The organism is Streptomyces sp. NBC_01166 (assembly GCF_045039765.1).
In the GTDB taxonomy this organism is placed as follows: domain Bacteria; phylum Actinomycetota; class Actinomycetes; order Streptomycetales; family Streptomycetaceae; genus Streptomyces.
Window position 1 is genome coordinate 2,992,812 of record NZ_CP108613.1, and the last position, 14,414, is coordinate 3,007,225.

Below are 14,414 nucleotides of genomic sequence, written 5' to 3' on the forward strand. Positions count from 1 at the left end.
GCCGGTTCCATGCAGCGCGTCTGTTTTCTGCTGAAGGTCCGTGAGGACCGCAAGGACGAGTACCGCGAGCGCCATGCCGCGGTGTGGCCGGACATGCTCGCCGCACTGTCGGAGGCGGGCTGGCACAACTACTCGCTCTTCCTGCGCGAGGACGGCCTGCTGGTCGGCTACCTGGAGACGGAGGACTTCGACGCGGCCCGGGAAGCGATGGCCGCGACGGAGGTCAACGCCCGGTGGCAGCGGGAGATGGGCGAGTTCTTCGAGCAGTCGGAGGCCGCCGACGAGGCCATGGTCCCGCTGACCGAGGTGTTCCACCTCGCCTGACCGGCGTCCGCCCCGGCTGTACCTGACAGCCGGGGCGGACGTGCGTCAGGACGCGGCGAGAGCACCTCGCACTTCCGGGTACTCCACCTCGTCGGGGAGCTCGAAGCCGAGCTCGGCCGACCGGGCCAACGGTCGGCCAGGTCAGCCGAGTTCGCCTTCGCCCTCGTCGCCCGGCGGCTCGTCGCCGCCACCGTTCCTGATCCGGTCCGCCTGCTCGATCGCCGTGGCGAGCTTCTCCACCGAGCTGTCCTCGGTGGAGGACGCCAGCTTCCGCGCGCGGCCGGCGAGTTCGCCGAGCGTGGGCGTCCCCCGGAGGTCACCGCCGCGCAGGGTGTCCGCGAAGTAGGCGGCCACCGCGGTCACCTGGAGCCGTGCGTCGGCGTCGTCCCAGAGCCTTCCGTCGATCGCGCCGGTCACGACCGTCCCGGTCTCCTCGTGTGCCTCGCGTGTCTTCGGGTCCAGCCAGCGCACCGTCGCCGTCGCCACATGGCCGGAGGCGCCCTCACGGAGCCGCACGGCGTAGAGCGCGGTCACCGTGTGGCCGGGGCCCACCTCGCCGCCGTCGACGCTGTCGTTCCGGAAGTCCTCGTCGGCGACCTTGCGGTTCTCGTAGCCGATGAGCTCGAACTGCTCGACCGTCTTACGGTCGAACGCCACCTGGGCCTTGGCGTCGCGGGCCCGGAGTTCGACGTGGGCGGGCAGCTGGTCGACGAAGACCTTCCTGGCCTGCGTCTCGTCGGCGATGTAGGTGGTGTTGCCGTCGCCCTTGTTGGTGAGGCGTTCCATCAGCTCGTCGCCGTAGTCGCTGCCGACACCGACGCCGAAGAGGGTGATGCCGTACTCCTTGCGTGCGTCCCCGATGCGTTCCAGGATCGCGTCGGCGTCGGTCTCACCGGTGTTGGCGAGTGCGTCGGAGAGCAGGACGACCCGGTTGTTGGCGCCCTTGCGGTGGCCGTCGACCGCCTCCTCGTAGCCGCGCCGCACGCCGGCCGCCACGTTCGTGGAATCGGCGGGTTCCATCCCGGCGACGGCGTCGCGGAGCTTGGTGCGGTTGCCCTGGAGGCGGGTCATCGGCAGCCTGGTCTCGGCCTCGTCGCTGAAGGTGACCAGGGAGACGGAGTCGTCGTCACGCAGTTCGTCGGCGAGGATGCCCAGTGAGGTCTTCGCGAGGTCGAGGCGGCCCGGTTCGGACATCGATCCGGAGATGTCGACGACGAAGGTCAGCGCGGCGGGCGGGCGTTCACCGGTGTCCGAGGCGGTCTTGGTGGCCAGCCCGACCCGTACGAGCGACCAGTCGGCGGCGTCGGTCCTGGCACCGTCGACGTTCACCGAGAAGCCGTTGCCGTCCGGCCTCTCGTACCCCTGGCGGAAGCTGTTGACGAACTCCTCCGGGCGCACCGTGCCGGCCGCCGGGAGCTGTCCGTCGCCCAGGGTGCGGCGCGCGTATCCGTAGCTGGCGGTGTCCACGTCGAGGGCGAAGGTCGACAGGTAGTCGGGCGCCACGCTCTCCCGCGCGCCGTCCTCCGCCTGACCCGCCCCGTCCTCATCCTGCCCCGGCACGGCGGACGGAGCGGCGGGGGGCTGTTCGCCCCCGGCCGGTCCGCCGCTGCCGGCGACGCCGCGGTCGGCGGTGGCGGACTCGTTGCCCGTGCCCGATCCGCTGCAACCGGTCGCCAGGATCCCGCCCGCCAGAAGCAGTGCGAGTGCTCCCCTGTACGTCCTTGCCCTGCGGTCCATCCGTACCCCCCACGTCGTAGACATTCGTCAATGTGACGTGCGAGGCGGCCCGGCGGAGTCGTCAGAAGCGTTGCGGAACCGTCTCGATGGCGCAACGGCGGGCGCCGACGTGGCGGAACATCAAGGTCAGGACACGATGTCCTTACGGCTGAACCCGCGGAAGGCGAAGGCGAACAGGATCAGGGCATAGGTCACCGATACGGCCGCGCCCTTCACCATCCCGCCCCACGCGAGATCGGGCTGGAGCGCGTCGGCCCAGGCGAACTGCCAGTGGGCGGGCAGGAACTCGCGCCAGGTACCGAGCGCGGTGACCGCGTCGAGGACATTACCGACGATGGTCAGCCCGACCGCGCCGCCCACCGCGCCGAGCGGCGCGTCCGTCCTCGTCGACAGCCAGAACGCCAACCCTGCGGTGACGAGCTGGGATACGAAGATGAAGGCGACGACGAGCGCGAGGCGCGGCACGGTGTCCGATGTGGCGAGCGCGCCCCCGGTGGGCAGCTTCAGCGGCCCCCAGCCGTAGGCCGCTGCTCCCGCGCCGAGGGCGACGAGCGGCAGCAGCACCATCGCGGCGAGGCTGAAGCCGAGCGCCACGACGAGCTTGCTCCACAGCAGCCTGGCCCGGGGGACGGGGGCCGCGAGCAGGTAGCGCAGCGAGGACCAGCTGGCCTCGGAGGCGACCGTGTCCCCGCAGAACAGTGCGACCGGCACCACGAGCAGGAAGCCGGCGGAGACGAAGAGGCAGGTCGCCGCGAAGTTCGCGGCGGACTCCGTCGCCACGTCCATGAGGTTGATCCGCGAACCGCCACCTCCGCCGCCGCCCTCGCCGCCGCCGGGAGTGCCGCCGACCGCGAAGGCGATGATCAGGACGAACGGCAGTGCCGCCAGCACCCCGAACATGAGCAGGGTGCGCCGCCTGCGCAGCTGCCTCATCGCCTCCACGCGCAGCGGCAGGGTGCGGCGGGCGTGGTAGCCGGGGGCTTCGGCGAGTGCCTGGATCTCAGTTGCGGAGCTCATGCGGATCCTTGGGAGATGAGGGTGAGGAACGCGTCCTCCAGGCGGCGGTGCGGCCCGACACCCGTCACCGGCACGTCGAGACGGACCAGTTCGGCGACCAGCTGTGCGGCCGTGGCGCCGTCGAGGCGGACCAGCAGGCCGTGGCCGTCGTCGACGCGGACGGCGGAGCCGATGCCCGGCAGGGCGGCCACCTTGTCCACGAGCGGTTCGGCGACCTCGGCCCCCGTGGTGACGAGCAGCATGTCGCCGGAGCCGGTGATCTCGGCGACCGGACCGGCCTGGACGAGCTGACCCCGGTCCATGACCACCAGGTGGGTGCAGGACTGTTCGACCTCGGAGAGGAGGTGGCTGGAGACGATCACGGTCCGGCCCCCGGCCGCGTACCGGATCATCACGTCCCGCATCTCGCGGATCTGGGGCGGGTCGAGACCGTTGGTCGGTTCGTCGAGGATGAGGAGGTCCGGCATGCCGAGCATGGCCTGGGCGATGGCGAGCCGCTGCCGCATGCCCTGGGAGTACGTCCGCACGGCGCGGGCCAGGGCGTCGCCGAGCCCGGCGATCTCCAGGGCCTCGTCGATGTGGGCGTCCTCGGCGGGCCGCCCGGTGGCCTGCCAGTACAGCTCCAGGTTGGAGCGGCCGGACAGGTGCGGGAGGAAGCCGGCGCCTTCGACGAAGGAGCCGACGCGGGACAGCACGGGTGCCCCGGGGCGGATCGCGTGCCCGAAGACGCGGATCTCACCGGAGTCGGGGGTGATGAGCCCCATCAGCATGCGCAGGGTGGTGGTCTTGCCGGCGCCGTTCGGTCCGAGCAGGCCGAGGACCTGCCCCTTCTCGACGCGGAAGCCGAGGTCGCGCACGGCGTAGCGGTCCGAGGACTTCGCGTACCTCTTGGACAGGTCCGTGATCTGCAGCGGAACACCGGTCAGCGCCGGGTCGGGGGCGGGGGCCGCGGTACGCCGGCGTGCGGTGAGCAGGACGGCGGCGGCGATGACGAGCCCGGCCGCCGGGAGCCCCCAGGTCCACCAGGGCAGCGCGGCCGCGGCGGTCTTCACGGCGGGTGCCGTGGGGACGGTCAGGGGGCCGTCGAGGGAGACGGTGTACGTCGCGGGCTCGGCGGGAGAGGCGTAGGCGAGGTCCGTCGCGGAGAGGACGAGGCGGAGGCTGTGCCCGGCCTCGACCTCGTGGTCGACGGCGGGCAGGGTCAGCTCGACCGGCTTGCCCTGCTCCTCGGGGGTGATCCGGTAGGGGGAGACGAGCTGGGAGGGCAGGACCTGCTGTTTCCCGTCCGGCGAGACGTCGTAGACCTTGCCGAACAGCACGGCGTCGCCCTGGTCCGCCTTCACGTTCACACGGACGGCCGGCGACCCGGTGACGTGTACGGCGCTGTCCAGCGGGGCGGAGTCGAAGCGGGCGTACTGCCCGGGGAAGTCGAGGGAGAACCCGACGCCGAGCGAGGACAGCTGGGAGAGCCCGCCTCCGACGCCGGGGACGGCGGAGATGGAGGGCGGGTTGCCACCTGCGGGGTTGCGGAAGGTCTGCGTGAGGCCGCCGCCGGGGGCGTTCTGCCCACCGGCCGCTCCCCCGCCCGTCGCGGGCCGCTGCCCGGCGCCGGTGAGGGTGATCTTCCGCCCGCCGCTGTTCAGGCCGGGGTACGTGTCGCTGCTCGCGCCGCGCTTCAGGGCGGCACCGTCGGTGGAGTCGACGCCGCCGGTCCGGGTCACGCGGAACCCGGGGCCGGTGTCGGCGCCCTCGTCCTTCTTCAGGTACCGGTCGAACCAGTCGCCGACCCGGCCCTGGACGCGGTCGCCCTCGTCGTCCCCTCCGTCGTGTCCGCCCGCGATCCAGTCGACGGAGACGGGTGCGCCGTTGGCCTTGATGGCTTTGGCCATGGCGTCGGCATGGCCCAGCGGGAACAGGGAGTCGCTCTGACCCTGGAGGATGAGCGAGGGCACGTCGATCCGGTCGGCCACGGCCTCGGGGGAACGTTCCGTCAGGAGTTCGCGCGCGGCGGCGTCCGGTTTGCCGCTGACGGCGACCCGCTCGTACATCTCGCACAGCTGCTTCTGGAACCTCTGGCAGCCGCCGCCGGAGCTGACGAAGATCCCGGCCCAGAGTTTCTTGAAGACCCCGTCCGGGAAGAGCGCGTCGGCGAGGTTCCAGTAGCTGATCACCGGTGCGATGGCGTCGACCCGGTCGTCGTAACCGGCGGCCAGCAGCGACACGGCGCCACCGTACGAAGCGCCGGTGACACCGACGCGCGGGTCCCCCTTCGCGTCGAGCTGCACCTCGGGCCGGCCGGCCAGCCAGTCGATGAGGCCGGACACGTCCTTGACCTCGCCGTCGGGGGCGTTGAGCGTGATCTCCCCGCTCGTCCTCCCGAATCCGCGGGCGGACCACGTCATGACGGCGTACCCGTCGGCGGCCAGCTTCTCGGCCTGGGCGCGCACGTCGTTCTTGCTGCCGCCGAAGCCGTGCCCGATGAGGACGGCGGGCCGGGGCCGCGTGCCCCCGGACGTGAAGTACGACGTGTCGACCGACACCCCGTTCATCTTCATCATCCGGTCCTGCCGGTGCACGGTCGGGGGGCTGTCGTCGGCGACGGCGGTCCAGGTACCGGCCCCCACGAGCACGGCGAGGGCGGCGACCACCGCGGCCCACCGGCCTGGGGTACGGGGCAGCCGGTGCCGCCACCGGGAAGTCGGTTTCTCCATGACTCGACCCTAAACGGAGCGTGCGGTGCACCAGGATGCCCCCAGGGGGAGCTCCCCGGCCTCCCTGAGAGGTACGGCACACCCCGCCCGTACTCCGCATGCGGTACACCCCACGCGCGAAAGGCCCATAAGTGAACATCCGCCCCGCCACCACCACCGCCGAGCTCCTCGCCGCCGCGCATCTCTACGACGCCGAGCCGCGCCCGGAGTGGGCTGCCCACTTCCTGGCGGCGGAGGGCCATCTGATGCTGATCGCGTACGTGGACGGTGCTCCGGCCGGATTCGTGTCGGGCATCGAGATGCTGCATCCGGACAAGGGCACGGAGATGTGTCTGTACGAACTCTCCGTCGACGAGGCGTACCGCCGCCGCGGCATCGGCCGGGCGCTGACGGAGGCCCTGGCGGCGGAGGCCCGGGGGCGGGGTTGTTACGACATGTGGGTCGGGGTGGAGCGCGACAACGAGGCGGCACTCGCCACCTACGGCTCGGCGGGTGCGGCCGACGACGGGGTGTTCGCCATGCTGACCTGGGAGTTCGGCCGTACGGACGCTCCCGGCCGGCCCTGAGCACGAGCGCCCACCCCTGACGAACGTCGCATACGGCCCCTGCCGTTCGGCCCGGGTGCCCGGCCCCCTGCCGCTCGTACGTTCGGCGCCATGACGAACCCACATTCCCCGGCTGCCCGCCTGCTCGGCGCGGCGGCCCTTCTGGCGTCGGCCGGCGGCGCCGTCGCGCTCCTCTCACCGGGCGGTCTCGGCCGGGCCGAGCCGACCGAGGTGACCCGGGGTGTCTCCGTGTCCGTGTACCGGTCGTTGACGGCGGCGGTCGCGGACGCGCCCGACCGGCTCGCTCATCTCCTGGAGCCGGTCACCGAGCTCACCCTGGTCGCCCTGGGTTCGGTGCTGCTCCTGCTCGGCTGGACGGCCGTCCGCCACGGGGACGCACGCCTGGCTGCCGGAACCGTCCTGACCGGCGCCGGGACCGTCGTGGCGTACGCCGTCAGCGAGGCGCTGAAACTGGTGGTCGACGAGGAACGCCCCTGCCGGGCCGTGCCCGGGGCCGAGGCGGTGGCCGCCTGCCCGGAGGCCGGCGACTGGTCGTTCCCCAGCAACCACGCCACGCTGGCCGCCGCACTGGCGACGGGGCTCGCACTCCGGCGGCCTCGTCTGGCTGCCGTGACCGTGCCGTTGGCCGTGGCGGCGGCGCTGCTGCGTGTCCTGACAGGGGTCCACTACCCGCACGACGTACTGGCCGGCTCCCTGCTGGGCGGGGTCGTGGTGGCCGCGCTCCTGCTCCTCGCGCAACACCCGATGGAGCGCGCCGCGTCAGCCGCTCTCCGTCGTGTGCGCGGGCACGACACCCGCCTCATGGGCCACGACGGCGGCTGCGGCCCGGTTCTCCACCCCGAGGCGGGACAGGACGGAGCTCACATGCGCCTTGACGGTTCCCTCCACCACGTGGAGCCGCCGGGCGATCTGCCCGTTGGACAGTCCGCTGCCGAGGAACGACAGCACCTCGCGTTCCCTGGGGGTCAGTCCGGCGACCTTCTCCCGGGCGGCGGCCCTGCGCCCGGCCCGGGCACCGGTCCCGCCGGAGGCGAGGTGCGCGACCACGCGCGCGGCGACCTTCGGTGACAGATAGGCGGCGCCGTCGGCCACCGCCCTCACGCCTGCCAGGAGTTCCTCGGGCTCGCCCGACTTGATCAGGAAGCCGGCGGCCCCGCAGCCGAGCGCCCGGAGGATGTAGTCGTCCTCACCGAACGTCGTGAGCATGATGATGCCCGTGGCGGGAACGGTCCGGCTGATCTCCGCCGCGGCCTCGATGCCGTCGGTCCTCGGCATCCGTACGTCGAGCACGGCCACGTCGGGGCGGTGCAGCCGCACGAGCTCCACCGCCTCGTGTCCGTCGCCCGCCTCGGCGACGATCTCGATGTCCGGGTCGGTCGACAGCACGGCCCGGACACCGGCCCGGATCATGGGCTCGTCGTCGGCGATCAGCACCCTGGTCATCGCGCGCTCACCCGGCCAGGGCATCGAGCGAGACCAGTGTGTCGTCGCGGAAACAGAGCCGGTAGGCGTCCCCGGAGCGGCTGTCGAAGCGGTCGGCCGTCATCGCGTAGTACTCGCACGTCACTCCTCGTCCCTCGGGCCGCTCGCCACCGGAGGGCCGGTGGACCGACTGGCGGTCCGGCAGCACCCGCTGCACCTCCGCACGATCCTGCCCCACCCGGAGCCGGGCGTAGTCACCCGGATCGAGGGTCGACCGTGCCGCCGCCACGATGTCCCACCCCATCACCGCCGCGCCCAGCACCGCGCCCGCGCCCAGCGGGACCAGGAGCGCGGTGGCCAGAGTGCGGCCCGCACGCCGTCGTGCCCTGCGGAACTCCGCCGGCGCCCCGTCCGCGGACCGGCCGGCCGGTTCCGGTGCGGCCCGGTCCGGCACACGGGCCGGAGGGCGGTGCGGCAACCGGGCGGACACGGCGAAGCCGTCGCCCCGGGGCCCGTGTTCGAAGGTGCCGCCGGCGAGCCTGACCCGCTCGTCGAGCCCGATGAGCCCGCGGCCCCCCGAGCCGGGCGGCCGCCCGGCCGGGGTCTTCGCGGCACCGTTGACGACGACCACCTCGGTCTCGGTCTCCGTGTGCCTGACCTGGACGGTCGCCGCCGCGCGGGGCGCGTGCCTGGCCACATTGGTCAGCGCTTCCTGCACGACCCGGTGCACGGCCCGTGCGACGACGGGAGGAAGCCCGTCCGCCTCCCCGTCCACCCGCAGTTCGACCCTCAGCCCGGACTCGGCCGCATCGCCGACCAGTTCGGTCAGCTCCCGCCCGTGCGGCCGCAGCGGGGGCGCGTCCGTGTCCTCGCTCAGGACGCCGATCACTCCGCCCAGGCGCTCGACCGCCGTGGCCGCGCGTGCCCTGATGTCCTTGGCGGCCCGCCGCTGCCGGTCGTCGAGCCCGGGTGCGAGCTGGAGTGCGCCTGCCGACAGGGCGATCAGGCTGAGGTCGTGACCGAGCACGTCGTGCATGTCCTGCGCGATGCGGGCCCGCTCCGCCAGCCGTGCCTGTCCGGCGACAAGCTGCCGCTCCCGCTCGAGCCGTTCGGCCCTCTCCCAGCCGGCCCGGGCCAGTTCCTGGTACTGCCGCCAGAACCGCCCCGCGAACCAGGGCAGCAGGACGCCCAGAACCATCACCCCGACGAACCGGGTACCGAGCGCGAGCAGGGGCGGCACCAGCGAGGCGGCCACCACTCCGGCGGCGAGCACGGCGGCCAGCGAGCAGAGCACCGCTCCGGTACGCCCGGGGCCGCGCCCCGTCAGGAACGCGGCGACCACGGTCGGCGCGGCCCACCAGGGACTCACCAGGCTCAGCCCCCCGGACACGGCCACCGCCGCAGGCACCAGGACGGCCGCCGCACGTTCCCCGCTCACGTTCCCGCGCGGAGTCAGGTTCAGGTTCACCGGCCCGACGGTACGGAATCCGGGGCCGGTCCGGCACTGCCGAAAGTCATGGTCGTGGCCGGGAATTCGATGGCAGCGGTGCCGGGTCCCCTGTCAGGCTCCCGCCATGAATCCGAAGCGTCCGGAAGTGCTCCTCATCGGCGGCCGGGCCGGCGTCGGCAAGACGACGGTCGGCTGGGAGATCTCCGACCGGCTGCGAGCGGCCGGGATCGCGCACGCGATCGTCGAGGGCGACTACCTGGGCCAGGTCCACCCCGCCCCCGCCGGGGACCCCCGCCGCTCGACGATCACCGAGGCGAATCTGACGGCGATGTGGCGGAACTTCGCGGCGCTCGGCCATCACCGCCTCGTCTACACGAACACGGTGAGCGTGCTGCCCGGCTCGGCCCCCATGTTCGAACGCGCGATGGGCCCCGGCGTACGCGTCGTCCGGGCGCTGCTCACCGCGTCGGACGCCACGGCGGTGGCCCGGCTCTCCGCCCGCGAGATCGGCTCCGCCCTGGACCGCGAGGTCGCGGGCAGTGCGCGCAAGGCCAGGCTCCTGGACGAGCACGCCCCGCCCGAGGTGGCCCGGGTGGCCACGGACGGGAGGACGGTGGTGGAGATCGCCTCGGAGGTGCTGGAGCTCACGGGGTGGTGGGAACCGGACGGGGAGCGCTGAGATCGAGCGGCCTCTCCACGGGCAGCAGGGCGGCGGCCCGCTCCCGCTCCCCCGCCCGGACCGCCGCGTGCACCTCACGGGCCAGGGGCGTGACGTCGCGTACGGACACGGTCCACTCGTCGGCGTACCGCCGGGCGGCCTCCCCGGAGAGACCGAGCTGGAGCGAGCGGTACGGGAGCGGGTTCAGGGACAGATCGCGCTCGGGGTCCCACTGGACGCGCGCGGGAGCGGACCGCAGGGCCCGCTTCCACGCGCCCTGGTCCTCGTGCACTCCCCTTACGTAGTGCGAGAGTTCCGCGTTCTCCAGCGCCCAGGCGAAGCCGTCGCGGGTGATCTCGACGGCGAGCACGGTCTCCTGTCCCTCCTTCGTGCCCCAGCCGCAGCGGTACATCATCCAGAGGAAGCTCGGCTTGATCCAGGTCATGCGGTCGCGCTTCCAGGCCGGCGGGAAGCGCCCGTCGCGGGCGGCGGGCAGTCCGATGGCCGGCCGGTAGGCCTGGTACACAGTGACGGTGGAGTCGGTGTGCTGCGCGCGGATCTCGTAACGGGGCGGGTGTGTCCGGTCGTTCATACGTTCCAGGATGCGGGCCCCGGCGCGTGGCAGCACCTGGTTTTCGCTACGCGTCACGGCCTCGCGGACCTGCCGGCGGCTCCTTCCCGCTGCGGGTGACCTCGGCAATGTCCGCGATGTGCGACCGAACTCGTCGAGAACCACAGCAACAGCGGCAGCGTCACTGTCCTGATCGGCCCCGACCGCATCCGAGCCGACGCGGAAGAGACCGGATCCGTCCCGGAACTCCCTTACCTGGAAAGCCTTTCTCATGACCCGCACCACCCCGCCACGTCCCCTTGACGTCGAGGCGGCCTTCCCTGCCCTTGCGGCCCACCGGCGCACAACCACCCGGCTGCACCCACGTCATGGCACTCCCGGGGCACGGGAGAGTTCGGTGGCGGGCCCTCTGCTGTGGCCGGCCGGCGAACCGTGGCCGGTGTGCACGGCCGTGCACCCGAAGAGCACGGGCCACCTTCTCGCGGACGTTCGGCTGAGCCGCCGGATCCTGGAGGACGCACGGGGCCGGGAGTACACCGAGGACGAACGGCGCCTGCTCGACGGCATGACCCGGGGCGTACACGTCCCGGACCTCCATGACGACGATCCGTTGCCGATGCTGGCCGTTGCCCAGCTGTACGCACGAGACATTCCCGATCTCGTGGGACCCGAGGACCACGACCTGCTGCAGGTCTTCTGGTGCCCCTTCGAGGTGCACGGCCCCGACCGCACGATCGACGTCGTACTGAAGTGGCGACGGTCCACCGATGTCGGCGCCGTACTCATGCCTCAGCCCGAACCTCCCGTGGTCGGCCGGAAGGAATGCGTGCCGAACATGTGCGTCGTACACCCCGAGCGCGTCGTGGAGCACCAGTACCTCGGCCTGCTGGAGGAGGAACTCCAGGAGGCGATCGACGAGTGGGAGGAGGCGCGCCTCGACGAGGACGATGCGGACGGATACAACTCCGCTCCACCGGCAAGCCACGCGACGTACGAGGAGTACGAAGAGGCGATGGCCGCGGCCGAAGCTGCCGAGCCCGAGGAGATCAACTACATGAGCGATCTGTCGATCGCCCCAGGCTGGAAGGTCGGTGGCTTCGCCTCCTGGCATCTGACGGACCCGGCCCCGGTCGACTGCCAGGTGTGCGGGGCAGCGATGCCGCCCCTGCTCACCGTGGACATGTGGGAGTGTGACGGGGCCTCACGCAGCTGGCTGCCGGTCGAGGACCGGGCCGCCGGCAACGACCGCCGCGTCATCGACCCGACCGATGTCTATCTCGGCCGCGGCCTGATGCGCGTGCACACCTGCCCGGCCGATCCCGGCCACCCGCACCGCCTGAGCTTCCAGTAACTGCTACGGACGCCGCTCGGGCACCGGCCGCAGCGTCGGCCAGCGGTCGAGGACGGCGCGGCGCAGGTCCGCCGCCAGGACGCCGAGGCTCCGCAGTCCGCCGTGGTCCTCGGTCATGCCGGCGACCACCCCGAGCCGGTGGGCGAGGCGTTGGCGTGCGGTCGCCGTGCCCCAGGTCCAGTCCTCGTCCGGGACGCGGGCCAGGTGGTCGGTGGTGCCTCGGTGGGCTCGCTCGACCAGGGCGTCGCCCCGGATCAGCCAGCCCGCGCAGGCGTCGGCGAGGCCGGCTTCCGGCAGCGCGGTGCCGGTCTCGGCGTGCCAGGCTGCACGGTAGGCGGTCTCCGCCCGCTCCAGCAGGGGGCCGGACGCCCTCGTGACGCACCAGCAGGTCGGGAACCCGATGCGGAGGTAGGCGAGTTCCATCACGCCGCTGCCCAGGGACGCCTGCTCGAAGTCGATGAACCTGACCCCGTCCGGGGTGTGCAGGTCGTTGCCGGGGCACGGGTCGCCGTGGAGCAGGGCGTTCCCTTCCGCCCGGCCGAGGCGCTCCACGAGGGCGTGGAGTTCGTCCCGCACTCCTGGCGGCCCGACGGCCCCGAGCGTCTCGGCCAGGGTGAGGAACGACGTGACGTCGTCACCGGTCGGGCCCTGCCAGCGAGGCAGGGCCCCGGCGTCGCCGGGGCGGGCGGTGCTGTGCAGCCTCGCGAGGGCGGCCGCGTAGTCGACGATCCACCCGGCGGGCGGCCGCCGGTCGTCGAGGTGCTCGATGACCAGGACCCGCTCGGCCGGATCGGTGCCCAGGAGCGCGGGCACGACCGGGGTGCCGGATGCCCGGCCGCCGATGCGCAGGGCGGCCACCTCGCGGGCGTACCGCTCGTCGGCCTCGGGGCCCGCCACCAGCTGCTTCAGCACCGCCGGGCGTCCCGACAGCTCGATGCGCCAGACCCGGGAACGCGGGCTGCTCTCCAGGACGGACGGGTGCCCGGGCGGGCCCAGACGGCCCCTCAGGGTCTCGCCGAACGGAAGCTGCGACGCCGTCACCATGCGGTCAGTCTTCCAGTCGGCGAGCGCCCGCGTCCGCCGTCTCAGTGATTGCGGGGGAAGCCGAGGTCGACGCCCGCCGGGGCGTCGGCCGGGTCGGGCCAGCGGGTGGTGACGACCTTGCCCCGGGTGTAGAAGTGCACGCCGTCGTTGCCGTAGATGTGGTGGTCGCCGAAGAGGGAGTCCTTCCAGCCGCCGAAGGAGTGGTAGCCGACGGGCACCGGGATCGGGACGTTGACGCCGACCATGCCGGCCTCGATCTCCAGCTGGAAACGGCGGGCAGCCCCGCCGTCGCGGGTGAAGATCGCGGTGCCGTTGCCGAAGGGCGAGGCGTTCATGAGGGCGACGCCGTCCTCGTACGTCTCGACGCGCAGGACGCACAGGACGGGGCCGAAGATCTCGTCGCGGTAGGCGTCGGAGTCCGTGGAGACGTTGTCCAGGAGGGACAGTCCGATCCAGTGGCCGTCCTCGAAGCCCTCGACCGTGTGGCCGGTGCCGTCCAGGATGACGTCGGCGCCCTGCGCGGCGGCGCCGGTGACGTAGGAGGCGACCTTGTCGCGGTGGGCGGCGGTGATCAGCGGGCCCATCTCGGAGGTGGGGTCCGCGCCGGGGCCGATCTTGATCTTCTCGGCGCGCTCGCGGATCTTCGCGACCAGCTCGTCCGCGACGGAGTTCACGGCGACGACGGCGGAGATGGCCATGCAGCGCTCGCCCGCCGAGCCGTACGCCGCCGAGACGGCGGCGTCGGCCGCGGCGTCCAGGTCGGCGTCCGGAAGGACCAGCATGTGGTTCTTCGCGCCGCCGAGGGCCTGGACGCGCTTGCCGTTGGCGGAGGCGGTGGCGTGGATGTACCGCGCGATGGGGGTGGAACCGACGAAGGAGACGGCGGCGACGTCGGGGTGGGCGAGGAGCCCGTCCACGGCGACCTTGTCACCGTGCAGGACGTTCAGCACGCCGTCGGGCAGGCCCGCCTCGGCGGCGAGCTCCGCCAGCAGGTTGGCGGCCGACGGGTCCTTCTCGCTGGGCTTGAGGACGAAGGTGTTCCCGCACGCGATCGCCAGCGGGAACATCCACATCGGCACCATGGCCGGGAAGTTGAACGGGGTGATGCCCGCGACGACGCCGAGCGGCTGCCGGATCGAGGAGACGTCGACCCGGCTCGAGACCTGGGTCGAGAGCTCGCCCTTGAGCTGGGTGGTGATGCCGCAGGCCAGCTCGACGATCTCCAGGCCGCGGGCCACCTCACCCAGCGCGTCGGAGTGCACCTTGCCGTGCTCGGCGGTGATCAGCGCGGCGATCTCGTCGCGGTGGGAGTCCAGCAGGGCGCGGTAGCGGAAGAGGACGGCGGTACGGGCCGAGAGCGACGACGTGCCCCAGCTCTCGTACGCGGTCCTCGCGGCGGACACCGCGGCGTCGACCTCCTCTAGGGAAGCGAGCGCCACCTGGGTCGTCACGGCGCCGGTCGCCGGGTCGGTGACCGGACCGTAATTGCCCGACGTGCCCGCAGTCCGCTCGAAGGGCCTGCCACCGATCCAGTGGTTGACGGTCTTCATGACGGGGTCTCCT

The 14,414-nt window shown here is 72.7% G+C and carries 12 protein-coding genes and 1 pseudogene; 5 read left to right on the plus strand and 8 right to left on the minus strand.

Annotated elements, in window-relative coordinates:
• Nucleotides 1-9 precede the first annotated feature (9 nt).
• Nucleotides 10-324 carry an L-rhamnose mutarotase gene (locus tag OG379_RS13795; RefSeq protein ID WP_393759251.1) on the plus strand — a complete coding sequence of 105 codons (315 nt, stop codon included), beginning with the start codon at nucleotides 10-12 and terminating at the stop codon, nucleotides 322-324.
• A 141-nt stretch (nucleotides 325-465) separates the two neighbouring features.
• Here OG379_RS13795 and OG379_RS13800 read toward each other — a convergent pair whose 3' ends face one another.
• The 3 genes from OG379_RS13800 to OG379_RS13810 form a co-directional block, all read right to left on the minus strand.
• On the minus strand, nucleotides 466-2,061 hold the full coding sequence (locus OG379_RS13800) for a von Willebrand factor type A domain-containing protein (RefSeq protein WP_405668496.1): 1,596 nt from the start codon (nucleotides 2,059-2,061) through the stop codon (nucleotides 466-468).
• Between the two features lie 126 nt (nucleotides 2,062-2,187).
• On the minus strand, nucleotides 2,188-3,078 hold the full coding sequence (locus tag OG379_RS13805) for an ABC transporter permease (protein ID WP_362926624.1): 891 nt from the start codon (nucleotides 3,076-3,078) through the stop codon (nucleotides 2,188-2,190).
• Nucleotides 3,075-5,789: an alpha/beta fold hydrolase gene (locus tag OG379_RS13810; protein WP_405662512.1), complete on the minus strand. Its 2,715-nt coding sequence runs from the start codon at nucleotides 5,787-5,789 to the stop codon at nucleotides 3,075-3,077. The genes OG379_RS13805 and OG379_RS13810 overlap by 4 nt, the downstream gene beginning before the upstream one ends.
• A 131-nt stretch (nucleotides 5,790-5,920) precedes the next feature.
• Here OG379_RS13810 and OG379_RS13815 point away from each other — a divergent pair, with 131 nt between their 5' ends.
• Both OG379_RS13815 and OG379_RS13820 read left to right on the plus strand, forming a co-directional pair.
• Nucleotides 5,921-6,355 carry a GNAT family N-acetyltransferase gene (locus OG379_RS13815; RefSeq protein WP_405662514.1) on the plus strand — a complete coding sequence of 145 codons (435 nt, stop codon included), beginning with the start codon at nucleotides 5,921-5,923 and terminating at the stop codon, nucleotides 6,353-6,355.
• A gap of 90 nt (nucleotides 6,356-6,445) precedes the next feature.
• Nucleotides 6,446-7,030 (plus strand): annotated as a pseudogene (locus OG379_RS13820) (phosphatase PAP2 family protein); the annotation flags it as partial.
• Nucleotides 7,031-7,114: 84 nt separating this feature from the next.
• On the opposite strand, the gene OG379_RS13825 reads toward OG379_RS13820, so the two are convergent.
• Nucleotides 7,115-7,798: a response regulator gene (locus tag OG379_RS13825; protein ID WP_405668498.1), complete on the minus strand. Its 684-nt coding sequence runs from the start codon at nucleotides 7,796-7,798 to the stop codon at nucleotides 7,115-7,117.
• Between the two features lie 7 nt (nucleotides 7,799-7,805).
• Nucleotides 7,806-9,245, minus strand: a complete 1,440-nt coding sequence (locus tag OG379_RS13830; RefSeq protein ID WP_405662517.1) for a sensor histidine kinase — start codon at nucleotides 9,243-9,245, stop codon at nucleotides 7,806-7,808.
• A 106-nt stretch (nucleotides 9,246-9,351) separates the two neighbouring features.
• Here OG379_RS13830 and OG379_RS13835 point away from each other — a divergent pair, with 106 nt between their 5' ends.
• A complete protein-coding gene (locus tag OG379_RS13835) occupies nucleotides 9,352-9,906 on the plus strand; it encodes a hypothetical protein (RefSeq protein WP_405662519.1) in 555 nt (184 codons plus the stop codon).
• Here the strand turns inward: OG379_RS13835 and OG379_RS13840 are convergent.
• On the minus strand, nucleotides 9,872-10,477 hold the full coding sequence (locus OG379_RS13840) for a DUF4291 domain-containing protein (protein ID WP_405662522.1): 606 nt from the start codon (nucleotides 10,475-10,477) through the stop codon (nucleotides 9,872-9,874). The genes OG379_RS13835 and OG379_RS13840 overlap by 35 nt on opposite strands.
• A 250-nt stretch (nucleotides 10,478-10,727) precedes the next feature.
• On the opposite strand from OG379_RS13840, the gene OG379_RS13845 reads away from it, so the two are divergent.
• A complete protein-coding gene (locus OG379_RS13845; RefSeq protein ID WP_405662524.1) occupies nucleotides 10,728-11,807 on the plus strand; it encodes a hypothetical protein in 1,080 nt (359 codons plus the stop codon).
• 3 nt (nucleotides 11,808-11,810) lie between these two features.
• On the opposite strand, the gene OG379_RS13850 is transcribed toward OG379_RS13845, so the two are convergent.
• Both OG379_RS13850 and OG379_RS13855 read right to left on the minus strand, forming a co-directional pair.
• Nucleotides 11,811-12,851 carry a phosphotransferase family protein gene (locus OG379_RS13850; protein ID WP_405662526.1) on the minus strand — a complete coding sequence of 347 codons (1,041 nt, stop codon included), beginning with the start codon at nucleotides 12,849-12,851 and terminating at the stop codon, nucleotides 11,811-11,813.
• Between the two features lie 41 nt (nucleotides 12,852-12,892).
• The gene (locus OG379_RS13855) at nucleotides 12,893-14,401 is read right to left on the minus strand and encodes a CoA-acylating methylmalonate-semialdehyde dehydrogenase (RefSeq protein ID WP_405662528.1); all 1,509 of its coding nucleotides are present in this window, start codon (nucleotides 14,399-14,401) and stop codon (nucleotides 12,893-12,895) included.
• Between the last annotated feature and the right edge of the window lie 13 nt (nucleotides 14,402-14,414).

Coding starts and splice junctions, on each gene's coding strand:
- OG379_RS13795 (WP_393759251.1), top strand. CDS start 10: ATGCAGCGCGTCTGTTTTCTGCTGAAGGTCCGTGAGGACCGCAAGGAC.
- OG379_RS13800 (WP_405668496.1), bottom strand. CDS start 2,061: ATGGACCGCAGGGCAAGGACGTACAGGGGAGCACTCGCACTGCTTCTG.
- OG379_RS13805 (WP_362926624.1), bottom strand. CDS start 3,078: ATGAGCTCCGCAACTGAGATCCAGGCACTCGCCGAAGCCCCCGGCTAC.
- OG379_RS13810 (WP_405662512.1), bottom strand. CDS start 5,789: ATGGAGAAACCGACTTCCCGGTGGCGGCACCGGCTGCCCCGTACCCCA.
- OG379_RS13825 (WP_405668498.1), bottom strand. CDS start 7,798: ATGACCAGGGTGCTGATCGCCGACGACGAGCCCATGATCCGGGCCGGT.
- OG379_RS13835 (WP_405662519.1), top strand. CDS start 9,352: ATGAATCCGAAGCGTCCGGAAGTGCTCCTCATCGGCGGCCGGGCCGGC.
- OG379_RS13840 (WP_405662522.1), bottom strand. CDS start 10,477: ATGAACGACCGGACACACCCGCCCCGTTACGAGATCCGCGCGCAGCAC.
- OG379_RS13845 (WP_405662524.1), top strand. CDS start 10,728: ATGACCCGCACCACCCCGCCACGTCCCCTTGACGTCGAGGCGGCCTTC.
- OG379_RS13850 (WP_405662526.1), bottom strand. CDS start 12,851: ATGGTGACGGCGTCGCAGCTTCCGTTCGGCGAGACCCTGAGGGGCCGT.
- OG379_RS13855 (WP_405662528.1), bottom strand. CDS start 14,401: ATGAAGACCGTCAACCACTGGATCGGTGGCAGGCCCTTCGAGCGGACT.